Raw genomic sequence first — 21,519 nt, forward strand, 5'->3', positions numbered from 1 at the left:
GAGGCAAGCAGGGCTTATATAAGTTCTTTAATAAGAGAATTTACACAAGCCCTGAGCTTTTTATAAAAATTTTTGCTACAAATTTGGTAAAAATATGTTTATTAATAACAATCTAAAAGAAAATATAGATAAAAAAGTAAATTAAAAATCTAAAATATTATGCATTAAATAATAAGGGTTTTTATTGGATATGAAATTTTTTAAAAAAATAATATTTTTAAAGAAAAAAGTAAATTAAGTGGAACAAATAAGAGATTGTCATAAGTAATAAGAAATGTTTTTAAGTTTGATTGTAATAGATGTAAGCTTACAAAGAAGTAAGCTTAATGGATATCTTTTGTAAGATGGATAACATTTTGTTTGGTGGTAATGTGCTTAAAAACTTAATAGTGAGATGAGGGTTTAAATATTTTACAGCGAGTATCCTCTTTTAAAGGAAATTTTTATTTACTTAAGGTTAAATATTTGTAAAAATTATAATTTAAAGAGTTTGATAAGGAATAAGGCAACAATATTGCTGTTTTGCATAAAAATAAATATGCCCATAGTGTTGATAAATATAGTTTTTTTAAAATGGATAAATTAAAAATTTTACTAAGCTGGACAATTAATAGTAGTGTTATTGTATGGCTTTTAGAGGTTTAAAATAGTGAATTTATTATATGAGTGGGGCTTTTGTAGAGTATAATAAAAATGACTATTTTTATTATAGTAAGTAGTTTTTAAAATATCGTATATAAGTATAAATACAAGAAGTATGTACCGGTTTTGAGTATGATAATTTATTATTTTTGCTAAATGTAATTATAATTGATTGTAAGATTAAGAAAAATAATTAAGTGATATCAAAAATGTTTAAATTTATTAATATTATTATTGTGTAATAATTTATATATATCCAAATTTAAAAGCCTTTACAATTAAATTATAGATAGAGAATTTTTTACCTTTTCAATAAAAAATTTCATTGACGAATATTTTTACATTTATAACAATTTTTTTAAAAAATAACCAGTAAGACATTTAATTAGTTATTATTTACATATACAAAGTTTAGATATATTTAAAGCTATTCATCAGAACTATTAGCGATATACTCTTTAATTTTTTCAAAGTTAGATTTATCTTTAAGATATTCTTTAACCCTTTTTAATTCTGATTTTAGTTTGTCTGAGTTTGATTCAATTTTACTAACTCTTACAGGTTCTTTTAATATAGGTTTCTTGTCACTCCTAGTATATTTTTGATTACCTTCACTTAAGGTAGCTCTTAAATCTCCTCTAGTAGTACTCAATTTTTCCAACAATTCTTTTAGACTTGTATTTAGATTATCATACCAAACATAGTATATGGCGCCAATATCATTGGTAAAATAGTCATATATAGGCCCTGTGATTTTTTCTACAACTTCTGTTGATACTACTATTATTCTCTTTATATTTTCTATAAACGAACTTTTATATTTAATAACATTAATATCTTTATCTATTTTGTCTATCCTTCTTATAAGTATTTCAATTTTTTCTTTAGCTTGTTTTTCTTCTTCTTGTCTTTGTCTTTCTTTTTCTTTTTTGTTCTTCTTCTTGAGTCTTAACTATTTTTTGATCTGTGTTTTTTGGTTTTGATTGCCTTATTATAGATGGAGTTTCTTAAGATTATATAGATTGCGATAACTCTGCAATTCTTATACCATCTGTTGACCCAATTGATTCTGAGTTTTTTCTGTTGATACAGTAATTGAACCGCCGATCGATGCCAATTCTTATGTTCCCTTATTATCTATAGCTTCTTCTCAAGCTACTTTTATTGCTATATCTGTTTCAGCTAAATCAGCTACATTTTTTCTTGATTTTGATACTAGGATTTTATCTTTTCTCGAATTTTTTAAAGTTGATTTTTCTTTACTTGTTTTTGAACTATTTGAAGAAAGCAACCTATCTAAATTTTGTTCTGTTATACATGATAGCAATAAGCAAAACAGTAAGATAAGGGTTTTTATTATTTTTTAAATAACATTTTTTTACTCCTCCGTTAATAATGATTAGTACTTAGCGCATATTCTAATTAGTCTTTAATTTTTTCATATTACTGGTCAATACTCGGTCCAAAAATAATCAAGGCCCAATATGCTCAATCTCTTTATCAGAATTATGCAAAATATTAGGAGAATATACTTTTTATGTGGTGATACAACGCACCACAAAGTTTAACTTTAAATAAATTATTTTTCTTTCTTTCTATCCTACAAAACAACTTAATTAATTTTTTAGATCTTGCAGAACCCAAGCTCAAAAAAACCGTTAAAGTATTCCTTATTGTAATAATCCTCTAATGTCAAATCATCAATGCTTTTATTGAGTAAACGAGCAATTCTAGGTTTTTCATTTTGAATATATTCTTTCATATTGTTTGACATACAATGTTCAGTTGTGGTTGATTTTAAATCGGCAACTACACCTTTAGTAATAATCTTGCCAGAACCTGTTTTTTAGTATTTTAGGATTTTTTAAAAATCTATTTTGTTATATTTTTGATTGATTTTTATCAAATTAGTAAAATAAATTAAATATAATATTTTTAAAAAATAATTAGCACTAATAGAGCTATAAATATAGAATTTATCCTAATGCTAATCAAAAAAATATTTTTCAAAAGTATTTTTTTGGGTGTGTGTAAGATTTTTATGTAACAAAATGTTGAGTGATGGGAGATATTATTATGAATAATGTTTATTATTTATGTTGTTTTTGTACCAATAAGTTCTTGTAAAAATTACGCAAGCAGCAAAGATGTAAAAAATTTAGAGCAAGATTTTAGAAAACAAGCTTTTTTGGGGGTGGGTACAAAAGATGAAATAAAAAAAAATAATCCAGAGTGTTGTTGAATATTTAGTATTAAAAAGGGATTGAAAAAAAATAAAAGAATGAAAGGATAAAATAGATGAAAAGATAAAGAAAAATTTAAAAATGAATTCAAGGAGCTTGAGAATAGCCTGAAAAAGAAAAAAGAGATGAAAAATAGTAGTCAGAAGAGGGTAAAGAGTTTAAAAGATAAATTAAATTTATAGATAGAAAAACTATATTAGAAAACTTTAAAAAAACGTCTAAATTTGGTTCTATTGCCTTGCTAATAAAGGATTTTAGCATATAATTTATATGCTCATAGCGCGTTAATCTATAAAGCTAATATAAAAAGTTATAATATATTAAGTCCATTAATACCTAAATGTTAGCCTCAATAAATGAGAAAATTTAATATATTGATTGATTTAGTTAATTCTAATGAAAGAAACTAAAAATATCCAATGAGCCAAAATTAAATCAAAAGGAAAAGCTTATCTATAAAGAAGAATTTTATCTTTAAAAAAGAAAAACCATAGATACCCTTAAAAAGATTGAAGAAGAGTATTTTAAAAATGAAAATTATTCTGGTGGTACTGAACTGATATAAATGGGTAAATAAAGTTATTATTTATTTTTTAATTGGCTTTAAGGCTTTCAAAATGTTTGATAGTATCGTTTAAAAGGTTATTGTTAGAACACCGATAAATCCCATTATTAGAATTTTGTTATAAAATATACTCCTAGTGACGCCTATTAAATATTGCTCTATTTTGTTATTATCTTTATATTTACCACAGCTGGTTTTTTATTATTTTGATTATTTTTTATAGGTAATTTCCCCTTTAATATAAGTTTAAGGCTATTATTGGTTGTTTTTGATTTTTTTGAGAGAGGTTAGAGTAATTTCTTCTTTTTATAGCTATTTTTAGCTTAAATCACGTTTTTTATGTAAGGTTTAATTGAATTTATTATTTTTCTTAAAAGTGTTATTACTATTAAAATTACAGTTGTTTAGTATAAATAAAAATAAACAAAATAATATGTTGATAATTTTTATTCTTATCTCCCCCTTATTGATAAACATTTTTACGGTATACTTACTAGAGTTGTAGTAGTATATACACTATTAAGATCACCTTAAGCTGCTTTTTTAAAAGTATTTTTTTGTTTATCTGCAGTGCCTTTCAGTATATTTATCAAGTCCTTTGTTTATGTGATCAAGCGTTGGTTTTATTTTAGATTCATCATATTGTAAAAATTTATTAAATTTTCTATCATTAGCCAAATTAGGGTTTAATCAGTCAAGAGATTTTTTTGATTATCAAATAGTTTTTCTTTAGGTAATTTTTCAGAGGGGAAGAATTTAGGTTTTTCTTATTATAGCTCTTTCTTGATTTAAATCATGTTTTTTGTTTGCTTGATATATGTATTATTAGTATTACAGCTGTTTAGCGTGAGCACAAATAAGTAATATATAGATAATTTCCATTTTGGCTTCTTTTTTTATTTTTAGCACAATATATTGAGTAATGAAAAAGTTTATTCTTATAATTATAGATCCTGTTTTTAGAAATATTATTGTTTTTAAGGACATTGTTTAAAAATGATAAATTATTATAAATTATATGTCGAAGATTTTTGGTAATTTGTATTTGAAATACTAGCAATTAGCAACATAATAATAGTTATTATTATAGATGTAATAGTAACGACCATTACTAATGGAATAAAAGTTTTTATTCTGCTTCTTATCTTGAGTTTTTCTACGATTAATTCTCTTTGATCTTGTGGTTCTTTTTTGATTTCTTATGTCAAATCAGACATTTCCCTATTAAAATATTATAACATAGGTGAACATCTTTTTAAAATATCTTATTCAAATAAGCAATTTTTGAACACAATTATTTATAAATGATAAAATAAAATAATGAAAACTAATGATGTTGTAAAAACAAATGATCCAAACACATCTCTTTATAAGGAGTTATCAAAAGACTTCATAAAAAAAGAAGATATTGGTAAAATAAAAAGCTTTTTTCTTTTTTTAAAAAATAAAGTTCAAACCATAGATGATAATTCTACGGAAGCAAATATAGAGTCTTTGTTAAAATCTATATTTGAAGAATTAGCGTATTCAGTAGAACAACAAAAAGGTGGACAAATAGATGGAGAGCAATCTAGAGTAGATATATTACTTTTTGAATGTGATAAAGATAAAGTAAATTTTAATAAAAAATCGAAAGAGGCTAAAAATAATAATGAGCCTATTCCAGCTGAAGATATCTTGCTTATAGCAGAAGTTAAAAGTCCTACTTTTAGCTTTGATGCGAAAGACAAGTTAAAAGAAGCAGAAGATCAACTTTATAGATATCTAAATCAATATCAAAAACATTATGGAATACTTTCAAATGGAAAGGTATGGAGACTTTATGATAAATCAAAAGTACTTTATGGAGAAAAACGATATATTGAATTTGATTTTTCTAAAATTGAAGAAAAAGAAGAGTATAAAGAACAAGGCTGGTTTTCTTTATTTAGCTATCTTATAAGAAAAGAAAGGTTCTTAAAAAGAAGTAATGTAATAGAAATTGAAAAAGAAAAAATAGCTAAAGAAAAAGAGGTAATTAAGAAAACTTTAAGAGATATACTTTATGAAAAACCGGACGACTGTATAGTATTTAAAATTGCAAAAAATATATATAAAGAAGAATTTAAAGTATCAAACAAGGAAATTACTAAATTTGACTTAGATAAGATACTTGAAGAAGCAATTATATTTATTTTAAGAATATTTTTTATTGTATATATTGAGGATAATGAACCATTTAAAGGAATATTAGAAGAAAGTGTTGCATATAAATCTTATATGTCTTTTAGGCATTTTTTTTATAATAAAGTTATTAATAGAAAAGAAGGGTATAGTAAATTAATAACAATTTTTAATACTTTTGACAAAGGAAACGATTTAATAAAGTTTCCTGTATTTAACGGGGGATTGTTCGCAGAAGATAAAGTTAAATATTTAAATAATAAAAATTTGCTAAGTGTTGATGAGCTTGAAGACATCTTAACTAAGATGCTATTCTTTAACAAAGAAAATGCCAAAGAAGATAAATTTGTAGAGTATTCAAAAATTGATCTTAAAAGTTTTGGAGAATTATACGAAACCTTGCTTGAATATGATCTTAGAATTGCAGATACTAATTTGTATCGCATTGTTGAAGATGGGACCTATCTTATTCGTACCGATGAAGAGTTAAAAACAAAGAAACTAAACAAAGTTGCTACATACTATAAAGGCAATATTTATCTCACATCAAGGTCCCTTGACAGAAAAAAAAATGGAGCATATTATACTCCAGAAGATTTAACTGACTTTATGGTTGTGTCCTCAATTGAGGAGCAACTTAAAACTAAATCTCCTTTAGATATTAAAATAATTGATAATTCTTGTGGTTCGGGTCATTTTTTAATTTCTTGTCTAAATTATTTAACAGAAAAAGTATGGTATGATCTTGATAAATTTGAAGATGTGAAAAAAGAGCTTGATAAAGAATATAGAATTATTATTAATGAGGCTAAAAAATATAAAGTTCAGGATACCATAAGTAAAGAATTAGTACTTAAAAGGATGCTGCTTAAAAGATGTATCTATGGAGTAGATATTAATCCTATTTCAGTCGAAATTACTATGCTAAGTTTATGGATTAATACCTTTATTTTTGGAACACCATTAAGCTTTATTGAACATCATATAAAAGTAGGGAATTCTTTACTCGGATATACCAAAGATGAATTTTTTAGCACTACAGAAGAGAAATTCCAAATTGGTTATTCGTTATTTAGAAAAAGAATTGAAGACATTACAACTATTTTAAAAGATAGTTATCAAAAAATTAAAGGCATTAATGATACTACTAAAGAAGATATAGAAAAATCTAAAAAGATATACAAAGAATATGAGAAAAGTAAAAATATGGATAATTTAAGAATAATATTTTCTTTAATTAAGCTCCATGTTCTATCTTTTAATAGATCATTAAAATTTAATGAGAATATAGAGCTTAGTAGTACTCCTTATATAGCTGACTTAATTGAAAATATCTTGAATAATAAAACCTCTAGTGAAGATGCAGAAAATATAGAGAAAATTAAAAAAATAAGCACTTATTATAAATTTTTTCACTATGGAATTGAATTTCCTGATGTTCAGGAAGGATTTGATATTGTAATTGGAAATCCTCCATGGGAGAAAACTAGGTTTAATGAATCTGAATTTTTTGCAAAACATATTCCGAGCTATAGAAAACTAAATATAACGGATCAAAACAAAATAAAAAAAGAAATACTCAGTAAAGATAATCATCCTTTAAATATTGAATACAATGAAGAAAAAAATAGTATAGTTACCATTAACAATATTTATAAATTTGATTTTAAAGACTTTACTAGTGGTGGAGATTCAAATCTTTTTAGATATTTTACCGCGTTTAATTTAAAATTGATAAAATCGGGGGGTAATTTAACTTATCTAACCCCTTCTAGTCTTTGGAATGAATTTAGTTCTAGAGCGCTAAGAAATCATATATTTAGTAAGTATAAGCTTAATTATATTTATCAATTTGAAAACAAAAAAAGATTTAAAGATGTAGATTCTCGTTTTAAATTTGCGATATTTCAACTTAGTAATATTAAAGAATCTACATCTAGTTTTAAAGCAAAATTCATGATTCAGAGTGGTGATAATCTTTTAAAAGAGATAACTAAGGATTTAAAAGATGGCAAAGGAAATGCGTATAAAGGAATTAAACTAAATATAGACCAAATTAAGAAACTATCCCCTATTCAAGAATCAATTATTGAATTTAAAGATAATGAAGAATTTAGCTTAATTAATAAAATATTTAGTCAATTCAATGTTCTTAATCAAGAATATATTGATTTTAAAAGAGGGTTAAATACAAGTATTAATAATCGTAAATCTTTATTAAGAGAATATAATGATAAAAACTTTATATTTCTTTATTCTGGAGCCAATATTCATCAATTTAATTCAAGATTTTTTACTTGTGATGATGCAAAAGAAAGTTCTAAGCTTTTATGGATAGATAAAAAAGATTTAGAAAAAGTATTAACCAAAGATGATCAGTATCAAACCGAAAGAGTATTTTATAGAGATATTGCAAGTAATACTAATGAAAGAACAATGATTAGTACACTTTCTCCTAAAAATTGTTATTGTGTAGATTCAATGTATATAAATTATGAGAAAACACCAATATCTATTTATAAAAAATTATTTATTATTTCTATTTTTAATTCGCTTGTATTTGACTTTATAATTAGAAGATTTGTTAATATACATATTCAAAAATCATGTTTATATCAATGCCCAATGCCACAACCCGAAGAAAAAGAAATTTTAAGTAATTCTTTATATTTAAATCTTGTAAAAAATACTTCTTTGCTGATAACTAAAAATGATCCTGAGAACTTTAAATATTTGCTTTACTTAGAATGTTTTGAGTTTAATAAAGAAAAAGTTGATAAAATACTAAATCTAAATCCAGAAGATGAATTTTTTAAAGAAAAAGAAAATGAAAATAATTTTATTGTGGCTAGTCTTTACTCATTAACTAAAGAAGATTTTACCACTTTGCTTGGTGATTTTAAGGCATTAAAAAACAAAAAAGGAGAAGATTATATTTTTTATTTAATAAAAGGATATGAAAATTATTTGCTAAATAATAAAATTTTTTAGTATAATAGGGTGGAAAAAAATAAAAAATAAGATTTTAAACTAAAAAATGAGCTAGGAAAAGAATTGAGATATTACTTGAAGTTTTTAAAATATCTAATTTAGATAGAAGAGTGTTAAAGCTTGAAGTTGAAACTAGAAATTTAGTTGCTTTAGTTAATGAGGTTAAGTTCAGATTGAGTAGAGTTGAAATAAGATTAAATAAAGTTAATGATGGGTTAAATAAGTCAGATGATAAATGTATGTTTTTTACTAATAAATTGTCTAAATGCACTTAAAATAGAAATAATGGATACCAAAGAAGTAAGTTCTGAAACTTAAAGTTATTAAACATTGAGTGACATTTTGAAAATTTATTTTTTAATTAATTATTTTCTAATTTTATTGTTAACATATAATTATGCTAGATGAAGATAAAGATATAAATTTTATAAAATCAATAAAAGCTGTAAGTAGAAAGATACAAAATAACAAGGATCTTATTGAAAACGAAGCACAAACAAGGCAAAATCTTATTGATCCATTTTTAGATGCAATGGGCTATGATCACGCTGATCTTTCAATTGTTAAAGTTGAAGATAAGGCGGATATTCCAAAACTGAATGGGTTAAAAAAAGTTGATTATATTATTTATCCAACAAAAAAGGATGAAGAACCTACGATTTTGATAGAGGCTAAATATCATAATAGTAAGGAAAAGCTTGGAAATTATTTAAAGCAATTAAAACCTTATTTTGAAAATATTCGTTCTCAAGAGAAGAGAGTTGAATTCGGCATATTAACAGATGGTATAGAATATAGATTCTATTCAGACTTAGATAAAGATAATTTACTAGATAATGAGCCTTTTATGGTTATTAATTTAGAAAAATTAACAACTAAAGATTTTGGATATCTTAAAAAGTTTTCTAGGAACTCTTTAAATATTGAGGCGGCCAGAGCTTTTGCATTAGAAAAAAAATATACAGACAAGCTTTTAGCTTATTTAAAAAAAGAAATAAAAAATACAAGCGATGATTTTCTTGAATTTTTTAAAACCAAAATTGATTTTAAAAAAACACATTTAGACGAATTATTTAATAATATTATAAAAAATGTTTTTAGTGTTTTTAATGAAAAACATGATATATTAGTAGACATTAAAAAAAATAACATAGAAGATGGTATAGATCCTGGCATAAAAGATAATAATATTAAAACCGAAAATTTAAAAAAATTTGAAAAATTAAATTCGGATATGAAAGCAATATACAAAAACTTAGAAAGTTTTATTTTTGCTTTAAGCTCTAATGAAATTGAGAAACTTGAAACAAAGTGCTATACGGGATTTAGAGTACAGGGTAGGTATTTTGTAGATTTTAGCTTTAGACCTAGGGTAAATAAAATAAATATTACTATTACTGCTGCTCTAAATCAAATAACCTTAAAAGAAGGTTTTACTAGATATGTTAAGAATATTGGCAAATGGGGTAGAGGGGATATTCAGATTTTATGTACATCGGGTCTTCAAATGGAAGAAATCAAATATCTTATTAGATTAAGTTACAATAATATTGTTTCAAAAAAAGTACATTAAATAATATATAAACATTTTAAATGTTTTAGTGAACTAATATTTCTATAATTTTTTGATTATAGAAATATTAGTTCACAACTTATCACATATTCTCTTAATTAATAATCATTATTATTCACAATATATATTCTTGATTAGAAGAAAGGAGAATATTTTGATGAGAAAAAAATTGTTTTTATATACATATTAATGGTAGGATTGATGTCTTGTAATCTAGATTCTAAATTATCGGTCATAAAGGATAAAAAAATAATAATAATGTAAAATAAGTTTCAGATAGTGTTCAAAAAGGTGTTTTTAATAATTTATATAGTAATCAAGAAGGATTTAATAAAAATTTTGGAGAACAGGAATATTAGGATTTAATTATTCCTTTAGAGCCTTAGTTTCCTTTAGTAATATTGAATCCAAATATTTCAATTAATCGTGCTCAAAAAAAGAGATAAAAAAATGGGATTTAATTCTTTCTACTGATGAAGAAAAGAAAGCAGATTAAATAATTAAAAATATAGAAAATCCTCAAAGGCTCTGGATTTTCTAAGCCAATTAAAGAGGTGTGTGTACTTAAAGATGAATAATACGTTTTAATAAAAAATGATTTATATGATGTGATGGGAAAGATTCAAAATTAAAAAACATCACTAATGGAAAATTTTAAGAACAATAAAAATAAGACAAGGGAGCCAATACGTTTGCAAAATCAGTTAAGGATAGATATTAAACTTGATAATCTTATAAATAAGATTGATATAGCAGGAAATGAAATAAGATTCGTAGCTTTCTTTTTTGGTGACGCGCAGAAAAAGTTAAAAGAAAGTATTATTAAAAGATTGGAGAGTAAAAAACAAGGATCTTGTGTGTTGCAATTATCTAAACAGGTTCTAAGTAACTCAAGGAATGCCTTAAGACAATTAAAATCTTTTTCTTATAAAATAAATGAGGCATTTAGGAGAAAGGAAGAGATAAAAGAACTTATTGAAAATTTAAAAACCGTTTTCGCAAGTTTTAATAGATAAGAGAGTCTATAAGGATGTTAATATATTATTTAGGTATGCATAAAATTATACTGATTGATTTAAACTATAGCAATCTTTTTAAACATTTAAAAGGATGTTGCTAAAAAAGAAAGATTTGAGATACTTATGAATAGATTTTTGATATTAATAGGATAATAAAGCTTACTTTATTGAATTTAGGTTTAAAAAGGGGAAGGTGTTTTTGTATCTTCACATAAATAGCTTATTTAGAGTTGCTTAGGGATCGCTATATTAGGGATAATAAAAATTGCATAGGCAGGCGCCCAATGGAGTTAGAAAAAAGAAGTATTTAAGTTCTACGGTGGGATTTTGGATCTCTACGAGGGAGAGGGCACTATAACTAAGTGCATCGTGTGAGAAGTAAGGGTAAAAAGTTGGGAAAAATGGAGAATCCCAGCTCGCTTTGCAATCTATTTCATTAATTTTGAAAATGTGCTGTTATTTAGCTTTGATTTGTGCTACAATGTACTTAGTAAGTGGGTGAATTAGATGAAATCGGTGTTGACAGTAAATATTACCGAAGAACAAATATATAAAGAGTTCCTACGGCTAGGGATGGAACAGCTAATAGCTAAAGATTTGTCAAAAAGATATTATCACAATGAGCTTACATATAGAGATTTAGAAAATTTAGAAAAACAATTCAACTTAAAATTTGATAATCTTATTTCTGAGATTTCTTTTGTAGAAAAGAATTTAAATACCAAAATAGATAATTTAGACGCCAAAATTGATACTGTAGAGAAGAATTTACAAAAAGACATATCCAACTTGGAACAAAATCTGAACAAAAATATGTCTATTTTAGAACAAAATCTGAACAAAAATATGTCTATTTTAGAACAAAATCTGAACAAAAATATGTCTATTTTAGAACAAAATCTGAAAAAAGAGCTACAAGTTAATAGCCAAATTTTTTTGGAAAAGCTTAAGGTTAGCAATAGAGTAATAAGTATTATTGTAGTAGTAGTGGTTCCCGCTGCTATATCTATTCTAACACCTTTTGTTATGTCGTTAATTAGTAACTATTACAAATAAAAATTGCAAAGAATTTTGTACCCATAATTAATTAAGAAAAAATATTTTAGATATAATTCATCAGGATTGTTTTTGTGATATTTTTTTCTTACTAGGCTTAGAGTTTGAAAAAAATATCACAAAAATATATTAATATTATCTACTTTTATTGTTGTGGGGATTTATATCATCTTTAGGTTAAAGTTTACGATTCTTAAATTTCCTTTAGATTTCTAAGATAAAGTTTAATATTTGTATACTAAGTGTTAAGTTATTGGGGTTAATCTTTAGATCTAAAGTATCCATACTATTAAAAAATTATAAATATAATTTTTTAATAGTATGGATACTTTAGACCTAAAGATTAACCCCAATAACTTAACACTTAGATACAAATATTAAACCTTATCTTAGAAATCTAGAGGAAATTTAAGAATCGTAAACTTTAACCTAAAAAGGTATAACTCAAAATCTTTGACTTTTTCATATAATAGTCGAAAATCATTTTAAAAATCACCGTCTTATTCCTTTCTTAACCTTCAGATATTGTTGATCAATGGTGGGCCTCCTCTGCATATCAACAATAAGCTCATTATTCCCGTTTTCACCAGAATACTTAAAGTAGAGAATATAGCTCCCTTATACATGATATAGCCAATAAGCTTCCCCTTTAAATTTATCATCACTCCCCTTATTTTTACCCTACCAAACAACTTAACCAATTCTTTAGCTCAATCAGAACCTAGCTCTAAAAAGAATCTATTAAAATACTCTTCATTATAGTCAGTCAATGGGGGAATTTCTAGATTATTATTTGGTGAACTATTATATAAAGTGTGTAGAGTCTATTTTATATCAATCAACAAATGATGCTCAGTCACATATAGTTTTAAATTAATAAATATGCCTTTAGTAACAATCTCATTAGAACACATATCACTACTTTGTTGTAAATTCTCATCAAAAAAAAGCTTGAACAGCTTGTTTCTGCTTATCAGGCAAATAACAACCCAATAAAACTAATGTTATTATTGCAAACACTAAACCAAAATCCTATAATATATACTCCTTCTCCACCCTACTGCTAAAACAATCTGCAAATATATAAGTTTGTCCCCAAATACTATTTTTAGCAAACCTTTAAAAGTTCTGCAAAGTAAGATAAATTCCTCTAAAAGAAGCAAGCATATACCAATTTTATCTCTTCTCAAGAATTGTCAAAATCCGCTTAGCACATTCAAGTAACTCAAATTATATTTTAGAAAAAAATCCATCTCCCCATATAAAATCTAGAAATTGCGCTAACATTCAATTATCAAAACTTAATTATTAGGAGATAATATTAATATGAAAAAAAAATCACATTAATACTAATTTTTAGTTTTCTATCCAATTTATATGCTAACATAGATAGAAAACTAAAAAAAGAGATAAAAAATAATAACGCATATGCTGAAAAATATCTTTCAAGCGTATCTTTCATCCCAGAATCAGAAATTGGATATTATCCAGGATATTATTCATTATATCCGTACACATATCCAAGATACCACCATACATATGAGCCCGAATTAATGGCATTTTTCCTTAACATGGTAATTCCTTTGGGAATAGGATCCTTTTCCCAAGGAGATTATATTGGTGGTGGATCAGTACTTGGATTCAGTTTGCTGGGGATGACCCTTATAGTAACCGGATTTTTTAATATGCCTGAGTATGGTAATAACGATAAGACAAAACTAAGAACTGGATATACACTAATGGGAATAGGAGCGCTCACACTTTTGACATCCTATATAACCTCGCTTATTATTCCATTTATATTTGCAAATAAAAAAGATAAAGAAATTGGAAAAAAATCAGGCATTTCGCTTGCGGGTTTTGAACCAAATTTTGATATTGGAATAAACGGATTCCAGCTCAAGTTTAAAAAAAATTATTAAATCAAGTGCAATAGCAACTTTACGATCCTAATTGTCAATTCAAAATCTGGCAATTGGGATCTATTATGCAATCCTCCAACGATTGAAACCCTTCGCACCTAGCAAACAATTCTCATATCCCTTTATTAAAGACAAAATATAATCTTCTCCTTTTTTGTTTTTCAATATCTTAAAATCATTAAGCAAAATTATAAAATCTTCTTTAGTTAATGAGTAAAGACTGGCCACAATGAAATTATTTTCATTTTCTTTATCTTTAAAGAATTTATCTTTGGCATCTAGATTTAATATTCTATCAATTTCTTCTTCACTAAACTTAAAATATTCTAAATAAAGTAAATATTTAAAGTTCTCGGGATCATTTTTAGCTATTAGCAAGGAAGTTGTTTTTGACTAAAGTCAAGTATAAAATTAAATTAATTAAAATTATATTAGCAATTTATGCATATAAGTCTTACAAAACAATGACATAAAAAGAGTATATAAAATATAAAATATTACTTCATAATAATAACTATAACTTTTGAATTATAAAGAAAAAAATAAACTCTTTAAAACAAAAAGTGGTTAATACAAAAAAGACCTTCAAAAGGTATCTAATTTGGCAAAAAATCTCAAAAAAGAGATTTAAAACAATAAAAAATTTAAAAGAATCTTTTAGAAAGGCTTAATTTGAACAATGAGTTGGTAAATATTCTGGCAGCAGCAAAGAATAGATGATATAATAGATATCATCTATTCTTGTATTCTTAGTAAAAAACTTAAACTTAAAGTAAGATAGGGCCAAGGTATTAAGATTAAAGAAAGATGCGCATATTCAAATTGACACTAATAGATTAATTTTTGGCAAATTTACATGGGGTTACTATTTATAAATAGTAGCGCAAATTATTTTTTGTTAAAAACCATCAGATAAAAACAAAAATTAAAAAACAATATCTGTAAAATAACATTTGATTATTAATGTTTATTAGTATAAAAAAACAAAAGCAATACAAAATGGGAAGATTATTTTTCAAATAAAGTTTTTAGAAAAGCTTAAAAAATTCTAAAAATATTAAAGGATTTCTAAAGAGCTTGAAAGAATAATAAAATTTTTCATGAGAATAAATAAGTAATTTTTAACTATTACAAATAGTTAAGAGAAATTTTATTTAAAAAAGAAACAAAAATCTAAAAAATTATAATTTTGATAATAAAAAATACATGATTCATGTTGTATGTCTCCTAATATAAGAATACAATTAATACATACCAATTGAGGAGAATATTTTTATGAAAAACAACATAATTTTATGTATGTGTGTTTTTTTGCTTTTAAATAGTTGTGGTGCCGATCATGCCACTGAAACAGCAATAAAAAAACATATTGATAAAACAGAAAATGCTAATATTAGCGAAACAAAAAATTTAATAGAGATAATTAAAACAACTATAGACAAAAATAAATTACCACCAATTGAGCCAGAAGAAAGTCAAGAAACTGTAGATAGCGAAAGTGATGGAGAAGTTTTTACAATAGATAAAAGAGCTTTTGATTTTATAAATACTTTTTTAACAAATGATGAACTTGATGAATTTACAACAATATTTCATAAACCGAAATTACAATCGCCGGGTCAGATTCTAAATAGCATAGCAATTTTAGAACTTAACCTAGAAAGAATAATTAATCACTTATCCTTAGAAACAGATGCTTTAGATAAGGTAAAAATCTCAGATTTAAAAAAGATAGGGAATTCTCTTGAACAATTTTTCTCTATAAGGAAAATTGTTTCAACAGAAATAAAACAGATTTTATTAGATTATCGGGAAAATAAAAATTCTATAAAAACAGATGATTCTAAGCTAGAAACCTATTTGAGTGAAAAATTAAATCGGTTTAATGATAAAAAAAAAGAGAATGATAATCTAAAAACAACCATATTATCAATATCTATTTCCGGCATTGTGGATTAAAATTTATTAAAAAAGTCTATTATTTTTACAGTTAATACTAATAAATTTTCTTTTAAAAGGATTATGTATTCTTTATTTAGAAGAAGTAACATAAACACTTGATTAATTAAAGTATTTAATATACTAAATTAAAAAGTACTCTCCATGTTTATATTATATTAATTTATTTATAGAGCGTTTTTTATTTGGTATATAAGTTTACTATTTATAAGATCTATTGAATAAAAAGTTGCTTTTGCCCATTAAGTATAGCAATATTATAAGACACACTACACCCTATAAGCCGCCTTTTTTATCAATTTCTACCTATTTGTGTTTTTTAAATATTTTTAAGTTATTTGTGTTCTAAAAAAGTTATTATATAGTAGCTAATTTATTAAAGCTGTTATTTAAAATTTTTGCAATTTTCTATTTTACAAGAACAAGATGCTATAAATAAGCAAACTCCTATGTAAAAGGGGACATTATAAAGCAGACAATGCTTCATGCTTTTTATACTTTTTATTTGAATTTTTTGTTTTCTTCTGGTGCTTTTTCAAAACCACTATTTAATTAATTACTTTTACTTATTCATTAATTATAACTATTCCGTGCAAGTAAAAACATTGCATACTATAAAATGCTTATCTTGCAATTAATAGCTGGCAGCCCTCTTTAACTAACTACATGAGCAACCTTATTTGCTTCACAAAACCCCAATATGAATACTATAAAAACTTTATAAATTTAAAGTTTTTTAATATCTTAAAGATAATAAGCATTACAAGCCTATTCATAAATGAAACATATTGTTATTGGAATAAGAAAATATGGTAAAAATTAATTAAGAATATATAAAATATACTTTTTAAAAACTCAAAATGTTATAAAACTTCTAATATTATACACTAAATTTAATTATTTTAATATTATATATAATATTAAAATAATTAAATTTAGTGTATAATATTAGAGTAATTAAATTTATTATTTACTAAAGACTGAATTATATTCGGGGGAATATTTATGAAATACTACATAATTATATGTATGTTTATTTTTCTATTTTTAAATGCTTGCAGTCTAGATTTTGATACCAAACACAAAGATATTAAATCTCCATCTAATAAGAAATCAAAGCCTAGCACAGAAGAAGGCCCTGGCAGAGAGGAATTAAAGCCTGACACAGAAGAAGGCCTAAATAAAGAAATAAAAAACAAACTACTTAATGGTTTAAAAAATTTAATAGAAACAGCTAACACACATAAAGAAAAGTATATAAAAAGAATGGAAGAAGAGCCTTCTGATCAATATGGAATGCCTTTTAATGGTTTGAATTGGGGACCAGGCACAGAAGATATATCCAGCAATACTGTTAGATCTATAAACTATAGAAGATATACTTATACTCTTTTAAGTGATATTGATACTAAGGAATTAAAGGAATTTGCAAATATTTTAACTCTGGCAACAGCATATAGTATGTACAACCTATTTAGCAGCCTTGGAGTCGATCTTGACATAGTAACTAATCGCTTATACCCCAAAAAAGATACTCTAGATAAACTAGACACTTCAGATTTACAGAAACTTAAAAATTCACTTGAAAAAATATTATCTATAATAAAAAATATCTCAGAAATGTCAAAACAACTCTTATTAGATTATCAAAATGACACAAATCTTATAAAAACAGATGTTAATAAGCTTAAATCTCATGTAAGTGCTCTTTATAATCAATTTAAAGAAAAAGCTGAAGAATCAGACAAGCTACAAAAAACGGTCATATCATTAATAAAGACCCTTTAAAGGTTTGTCCTTTTAATTTATTAGCAATTTAAAGAAACGGTATATTTAAGGCTTCATATGGGAAAATATATTATCTATTTGAATAGATGTTATTAAAAATCTTATTTTGGTCTAAAAATTATTACCCTATTTCTACTGTAAGGGGCCTATAAACATTATAAAATGTATATTTAAAATTTAAAAAAATTAATTTGAAAAACTTATCTTCAATTAAAATCTATGTAAATTATATGTGAAAACTTTTTATAATCTTTAGTTAAACATTGGCCTCCTGGTATTAAAAGATGGGCTTCCACCTAAATTTAAAAATTTTTGCAATTAAATTATAAACAGAGAATTCTTTTGCTTTTTAGTTAAAAGTTATCAAAATATCAATTTAACATTGTAAGAAAGCATTAATCTAATATATTTATTCTAACCAATAGCCTATTTGATTTTCTATTATTAATAGGAATAGACCTTTTATATACACAAGCTTAGAAATGATTTATCGATTTTTTTGAGAAATTAAGCCTTTTTACCTTAATACAATATTTTCAATAATATCTATATTGGTGAAGTGCTCCTTCTATAATCTTTGATTTAAAAATAATGATCTCATAAATTCTAACAAAAAAATCTAAATTATTATAGAAACAGCCCCTAATAGGCTTAAATCTATTATTAAAAATTTGATTAAAAACTTTTCTCTTAAAAAGAATCTTACAAAAACTTGCACAATCTAAAACCTTACATTAATTAAAGCCTAAAAAATCTATAAAAATAACAGTAAACTATAAAAGTAACTTACCTCTATTTTTTTCTTAACTAAGCCTAAAATTTAATAATAATACCAAATACAATTAATTCTATTGTTAATGTGATATCACAAATAGTTTCCCAAAAACAAATTTGAATATTTCCTTAATATTAAACCTTTTTTACAAAATCAATTTTGATATATAAATTAAATATATACTTTTACAAATTCTTTTCTAGGGGCTCAATTTTGGCAATCTTATTGCCAAATCTAACTACTGTTAATTTTCATATAAACCAACTTTGTTAGAATGCAATACTAACATAACACCCTTCAATTATTTAAATCTAAAAAGACTAAATTCAAGCTAATTGTTTCATCAAAATTTTACCTTAAAAAGGTAACAATATTTGCATAGCCATTTTTTTCCAACCACTTTAATTAAGCTCAAAGCTAACTCATCATAACATCTTTAAAATTCATTATGCCCTTATTAGATATTCCCCCCTTAAAGGCCCTTTAATTCTATATCAATTATCCCAAATAAGACCCTCAAAAATAACAATATTTTTTGAATAAAATATTAATTCGGGTTTTAAAATTTCAAACGATTTCCAAATTTAGTAAAAATCAATAGAGAATATATAAAATATACTTTTAAAAAACTCAAAATGCTATAAAACTTCTAACATTAAATATATAATATTTAATATTTAATTACTTTAATAGTATACACTAAAGCCTCAATTATACTCAAGGAGAGTATTTATGAAATACTATATAATTACAAGTATATTTATTTTTCTATTTTTAAATGCTTGCAGTCTAGATTTTGATACTAAACACAAAGATATTAAATCTCCATCTAATAAGGAATTAAAGCTTGGCATAGAAGAAGACCTAAATAAAGAAATAAAAAACAAACTACTTAATGATTTAAAAAATTTAATAGAAACAGCTAACGCACATAAAGAAAAGTATATAAAAATAATGGAAAAAGAACTTTCTAACCAATATGGAATGAATTTTACTAAGCTTGGTTGGGGACCGGGCAAAGAAAAGGTGTCTGACAATACTGAGAGATCTATAAAATTTAGAAGACATACTTATACTCTTTTAAGTGCTATTGATATTAAGGAATTAAAGGAATTTGCAGATATTATGAAACTATCGATAAAAGAAGACGTGATATACAACCTATTTAGCAGCCTTGGAGTCGATCTTGACATAGTAACTAATCGCTTATACCCCAAAAAAGATACTCTAGATAAACTAGACACTTCAGATTTACAGAAACTTAAAAATTCACTTGAAAAAATATTATCTATAATAAAAAATGTCTCAGAAATGTCAAAACAACTTTTATTAGATTATTAAAATGACACAAATCTTATAAAAACAGATGTTAATAAGCTTAAATCTCATGTAAGTACACTTTATAATCAATTTAAAGAAAAAACTGAGGAATCAGAAAAGCTACAAAAAACGGTCATATCATTAATAAAGACCCTTTAAAGGTTTGGCCTTTTAATTTATTAGCAATTTAAAGAAACAGTATATTTAAGGCTTACACGGAAAAATATATATATTTGAATAGATGTTATTAAAAATCTTATTTTGATCTAAAAATTATTACCTTATTTCTACAGAATAATCCTAGAACTTATTCTATTACATACTTAAACTAAGTTGAATAAAATTATGATAACTAACGTCTGAAAAAATTATTATACCACCCACTCTAATATTAAAGTATTTAAAAATTAAAATTTTCTCAATAACTTCAATAGTAACTATATGACTTTTTTTATATCTTAACAAAAAAATAAGATAACACACCAACATTAAGTATCCCAATTCCAACCACATTACAAATCATATGATGGTTTAATATTTCAACCTTAGTTATTTTTTATTTAAGTTATAGTCTTTTATACAAACTACTTAATATACGATTCTCTATAAAATATCTCCTTAAAGGACATTGCAAAACCTATTGCTTAAATAATTGAATTTGTGAGCCTTTAGTTACTAAGCGGCCTATTTAATTAATGCTAACCAACATCTCTTGAAACACTATCTCAAAACTCTTATATTTTTTTAATTTCTATTAATAGCTTTTCTTTTAGATTTATTAACACATATTTATTCACTAAATAAGAGGCATTCACTTTCATAATTATTATAGATTAGGTACCACATTATATCCGCTTTACTTTTTATGCTAAGGACTACAACTAAAGCATACTTTTTTATTTAAAAAGTTCTAGAACTAAATAATTGATACAATAAATTCACATTTTCGAAATTATTTTCGTTGTTTTTTTGTAAGCTTTATATGAGTATTAATACACTAAATAATATATAACGTCCACTGCGTGTAAAAAATTAAGTTATATAACATAAATTGTTTAATTTTAAACAATAGTAAAAATTGTATATTACATAAATCTAATATCAAGATTATACTTGTTAATAACATTTTCAACTTCCCTTATGGTTTTATTAAAATTCTGATACTTATACCCATATTTTTAAAGATTTTTACTAATACCATTTTTTTTATAAACCTATAAAGGATCATAAAAATTAAAAATTTCCTTGTTGAATGGTTTTTAGACCTAAATTAAAATTATTATTAATAAACATATTCTTAATATTTTTTTCCTTAATTTATTATTTTTACAAATAACTAAAAATATCAAAAACTATTTTTACCAAATTTGTAGCAAAAATTTTTATAAAAAGCTCAGGGCTTGTGTAAATTCTCTTATTAAAGAACTTATATAAGCCCTGCTTGCCTCTCATAAAATGATCAAAAATAAATAGGTAGTCAATATGAAAATATTTTTCTACACT

The 21,519-nt window shown here is 24.5% G+C and carries 17 protein-coding genes and 2 pseudogenes; 11 read left to right on the plus strand and 8 right to left on the minus strand.

Going from position 1 to position 21,519, the window contains the following annotated elements:
- Positions 1-1,069: 1,069 nt before the first annotated feature.
- From HNP63_RS06955 to HNP63_RS05870, 4 genes are all read right to left on the minus strand, one after another.
- Positions 1,070-1,519 (minus strand): hypothetical protein, encoded by a 450-nt coding sequence (locus HNP63_RS06955; protein WP_373477054.1) that lies wholly within the window; start codon positions 1,517-1,519, stop codon positions 1,070-1,072.
- A gap of 273 nt (positions 1,520-1,792) precedes the next feature.
- Positions 1,793-1,969: a hypothetical protein gene (locus HNP63_RS05860; protein ID WP_183227516.1), complete on the minus strand. Its 177-nt coding sequence runs from the start codon at positions 1,967-1,969 to the stop codon at positions 1,793-1,795.
- A 191-nt stretch (positions 1,970-2,160) separates the two neighbouring features.
- Positions 2,161-2,292 carry a P52 family lipoprotein gene (locus tag HNP63_RS07175; protein ID WP_157859697.1) on the minus strand — a complete coding sequence of 44 codons (132 nt, stop codon included), beginning with the start codon at positions 2,290-2,292 and terminating at the stop codon, positions 2,161-2,163.
- The gene (locus tag HNP63_RS05870) at positions 2,267-2,416 is read right to left on the minus strand and encodes a hypothetical protein (protein ID WP_014486290.1); all 150 of its coding nucleotides are present in this window, start codon (positions 2,414-2,416) and stop codon (positions 2,267-2,269) included. Before HNP63_RS05870 ends, HNP63_RS07175 begins: the two co-directional genes overlap by 26 nt.
- Before the next feature lie 200 nt (positions 2,417-2,616).
- Here HNP63_RS05870 and HNP63_RS07180 point away from each other — a divergent pair, with 200 nt between their 5' ends.
- Positions 2,617-2,676: a hypothetical protein gene (locus HNP63_RS07180; protein WP_073999390.1), complete on the plus strand. Its 60-nt coding sequence runs from the start codon at positions 2,617-2,619 to the stop codon at positions 2,674-2,676.
- Positions 2,677-2,725: 49 nt separating this feature from the next.
- A complete protein-coding gene (locus tag HNP63_RS05880; RefSeq protein WP_011703864.1) occupies positions 2,726-2,884 on the plus strand; it encodes a hypothetical protein in 159 nt (52 codons plus the stop codon).
- Positions 2,885-2,972: 88 nt separating this feature from the next.
- Here HNP63_RS05880 and HNP63_RS05885 read toward each other — a convergent pair whose 3' ends face one another.
- Positions 2,973-3,146, minus strand: a complete 174-nt coding sequence (locus tag HNP63_RS05885) for a hypothetical protein (protein ID WP_011703863.1) — start codon at positions 3,144-3,146, stop codon at positions 2,973-2,975.
- A gap of 865 nt (positions 3,147-4,011) precedes the next feature.
- Positions 4,012-4,128, minus strand: coding sequence for an Mlp family lipoprotein (locus tag HNP63_RS06965; RefSeq protein WP_012615195.1), 117 nt, complete (start codon positions 4,126-4,128; stop codon positions 4,012-4,014).
- Positions 4,129-4,770: 642 nt separating this feature from the next.
- Between HNP63_RS06965 and HNP63_RS05900 the strand changes: the two genes are divergently transcribed.
- From HNP63_RS05900 to bdr, 5 genes are all read left to right on the plus strand, one after another.
- Positions 4,771-8,604, plus strand: a complete 3,834-nt coding sequence (locus tag HNP63_RS05900; RefSeq protein WP_183227502.1) for an Eco57I restriction-modification methylase domain-containing protein — start codon at positions 4,771-4,773, stop codon at positions 8,602-8,604.
- 397 nt (positions 8,605-9,001) lie between these two features.
- On the plus strand, positions 9,002-10,177 hold the full coding sequence (locus HNP63_RS05905) for a type I restriction enzyme HsdR N-terminal domain-containing protein (RefSeq protein ID WP_183227504.1): 1,176 nt from the start codon (positions 9,002-9,004) through the stop codon (positions 10,175-10,177).
- Positions 10,178-10,869: 692 nt separating this feature from the next.
- Positions 10,870-11,193: a P12 family lipoprotein gene (locus HNP63_RS06970; RefSeq protein WP_011703859.1), complete on the plus strand. Its 324-nt coding sequence runs from the start codon at positions 10,870-10,872 to the stop codon at positions 11,191-11,193.
- Between the two features lie 169 nt (positions 11,194-11,362).
- Positions 11,363-11,434, plus strand: a complete 72-nt coding sequence (locus HNP63_RS06975) for a hypothetical protein (RefSeq protein WP_234799444.1) — start codon at positions 11,363-11,365, stop codon at positions 11,432-11,434.
- Between the two features lie 269 nt (positions 11,435-11,703).
- Entirely contained in the window at positions 11,704-12,252 is a 549-nt protein-coding gene (gene bdr / locus HNP63_RS05920) for a Bdr family repetitive protein (RefSeq protein ID WP_183227506.1), read from the plus strand.
- Positions 12,253-12,744: 492 nt separating this feature from the next.
- Here bdr and HNP63_RS05925 read toward each other — a convergent pair.
- Positions 12,745-13,272 (minus strand): annotated as a pseudogene (locus HNP63_RS05925) (P52 family lipoprotein).
- A gap of 533 nt (positions 13,273-13,805) precedes the next feature.
- Here HNP63_RS05925 and HNP63_RS05930 point away from each other — a divergent pair.
- Positions 13,806-14,174, plus strand: coding sequence for a P13 family porin (locus HNP63_RS05930; protein ID WP_183227508.1), 369 nt, complete (start codon positions 13,806-13,808; stop codon positions 14,172-14,174).
- 63 nt (positions 14,175-14,237) lie between these two features.
- On the opposite strand, the pseudogene HNP63_RS05935 reads toward HNP63_RS05930, so the two are convergent.
- Positions 14,238-14,583: pseudogene (locus HNP63_RS05935) on the minus strand (class I SAM-dependent DNA methyltransferase); the annotation flags it as partial.
- A gap of 866 nt (positions 14,584-15,449) precedes the next feature.
- Between HNP63_RS05935 and HNP63_RS05940 the strand changes: the two are divergent.
- The 3 genes from HNP63_RS05940 to HNP63_RS05950 all read left to right on the plus strand — a co-directional run bounded on the left by HNP63_RS05940 (position 15,450) and on the right by HNP63_RS05950 (position 20,037).
- Positions 15,450-16,133 (plus strand): CRASP family complement regulator-acquiring lipoprotein, encoded by a 684-nt coding sequence (locus HNP63_RS05940; protein ID WP_183227510.1) that lies wholly within the window; start codon positions 15,450-15,452, stop codon positions 16,131-16,133.
- 1,005 nt (positions 16,134-17,138) lie between these two features.
- On the plus strand, positions 17,139-17,921 hold the full coding sequence (locus HNP63_RS05945) for a virulence associated lipoprotein (protein ID WP_183227512.1): 783 nt from the start codon (positions 17,139-17,141) through the stop codon (positions 17,919-17,921).
- 1,507 nt (positions 17,922-19,428) lie between these two features.
- Positions 19,429-20,037, plus strand: a complete 609-nt coding sequence (locus HNP63_RS05950; RefSeq protein ID WP_373477053.1) for a CRASP family complement regulator-acquiring lipoprotein — start codon at positions 19,429-19,431, stop codon at positions 20,035-20,037.
- Positions 20,038-21,519 lie beyond the last annotated feature (1,482 nt).

The organism is Borreliella afzelii (assembly GCF_014202295.1).
GTDB classification, from domain to species: Bacteria; Spirochaetota; Spirochaetia; order Borreliales; family Borreliaceae; genus Borreliella; species Borreliella afzelii.

Excerpts from the sequence above, each read along its gene's own strand:
- HNP63_RS05880 (WP_011703864.1), top strand. The coding sequence starts at position 2,726 with ATGTTTATTATTTATGTTGTTTTTGTACCAATAAGTTCTTGTAAAAAT.
- bdr (WP_183227506.1), top strand. The coding sequence starts at position 11,704 with ATGAAATCGGTGTTGACAGTAAATATTACCGAAGAACAAATATATAAA.
- HNP63_RS05940 (WP_183227510.1), top strand. The coding sequence starts at position 15,450 with ATGAAAAACAACATAATTTTATGTATGTGTGTTTTTTTGCTTTTAAAT.
- HNP63_RS05930 (WP_183227508.1), top strand. The coding sequence starts at position 13,806 with ATGGCATTTTTCCTTAACATGGTAATTCCTTTGGGAATAGGATCCTTT.
- HNP63_RS05950 (WP_373477053.1), top strand. The coding sequence starts at position 19,429 with ATGAAATACTATATAATTACAAGTATATTTATTTTTCTATTTTTAAAT.
- HNP63_RS05870 (WP_014486290.1), bottom strand. The coding sequence starts at position 2,416 with ATGTCAAACAATATGAAAGAATATATTCAAAATGAAAAACCTAGAATT.
- HNP63_RS05945 (WP_183227512.1), top strand. The coding sequence starts at position 17,139 with ATGAAATACTACATAATTATATGTATGTTTATTTTTCTATTTTTAAAT.
- HNP63_RS05900 (WP_183227502.1), top strand. The coding sequence starts at position 4,771 with ATGAAAACTAATGATGTTGTAAAAACAAATGATCCAAACACATCTCTT.
- HNP63_RS05885 (WP_011703863.1), bottom strand. The coding sequence starts at position 3,146 with ATGCTAAAATCCTTTATTAGCAAGGCAATAGAACCAAATTTAGACGTT.
- HNP63_RS05905 (WP_183227504.1), top strand. The coding sequence starts at position 9,002 with ATGCTAGATGAAGATAAAGATATAAATTTTATAAAATCAATAAAAGCT.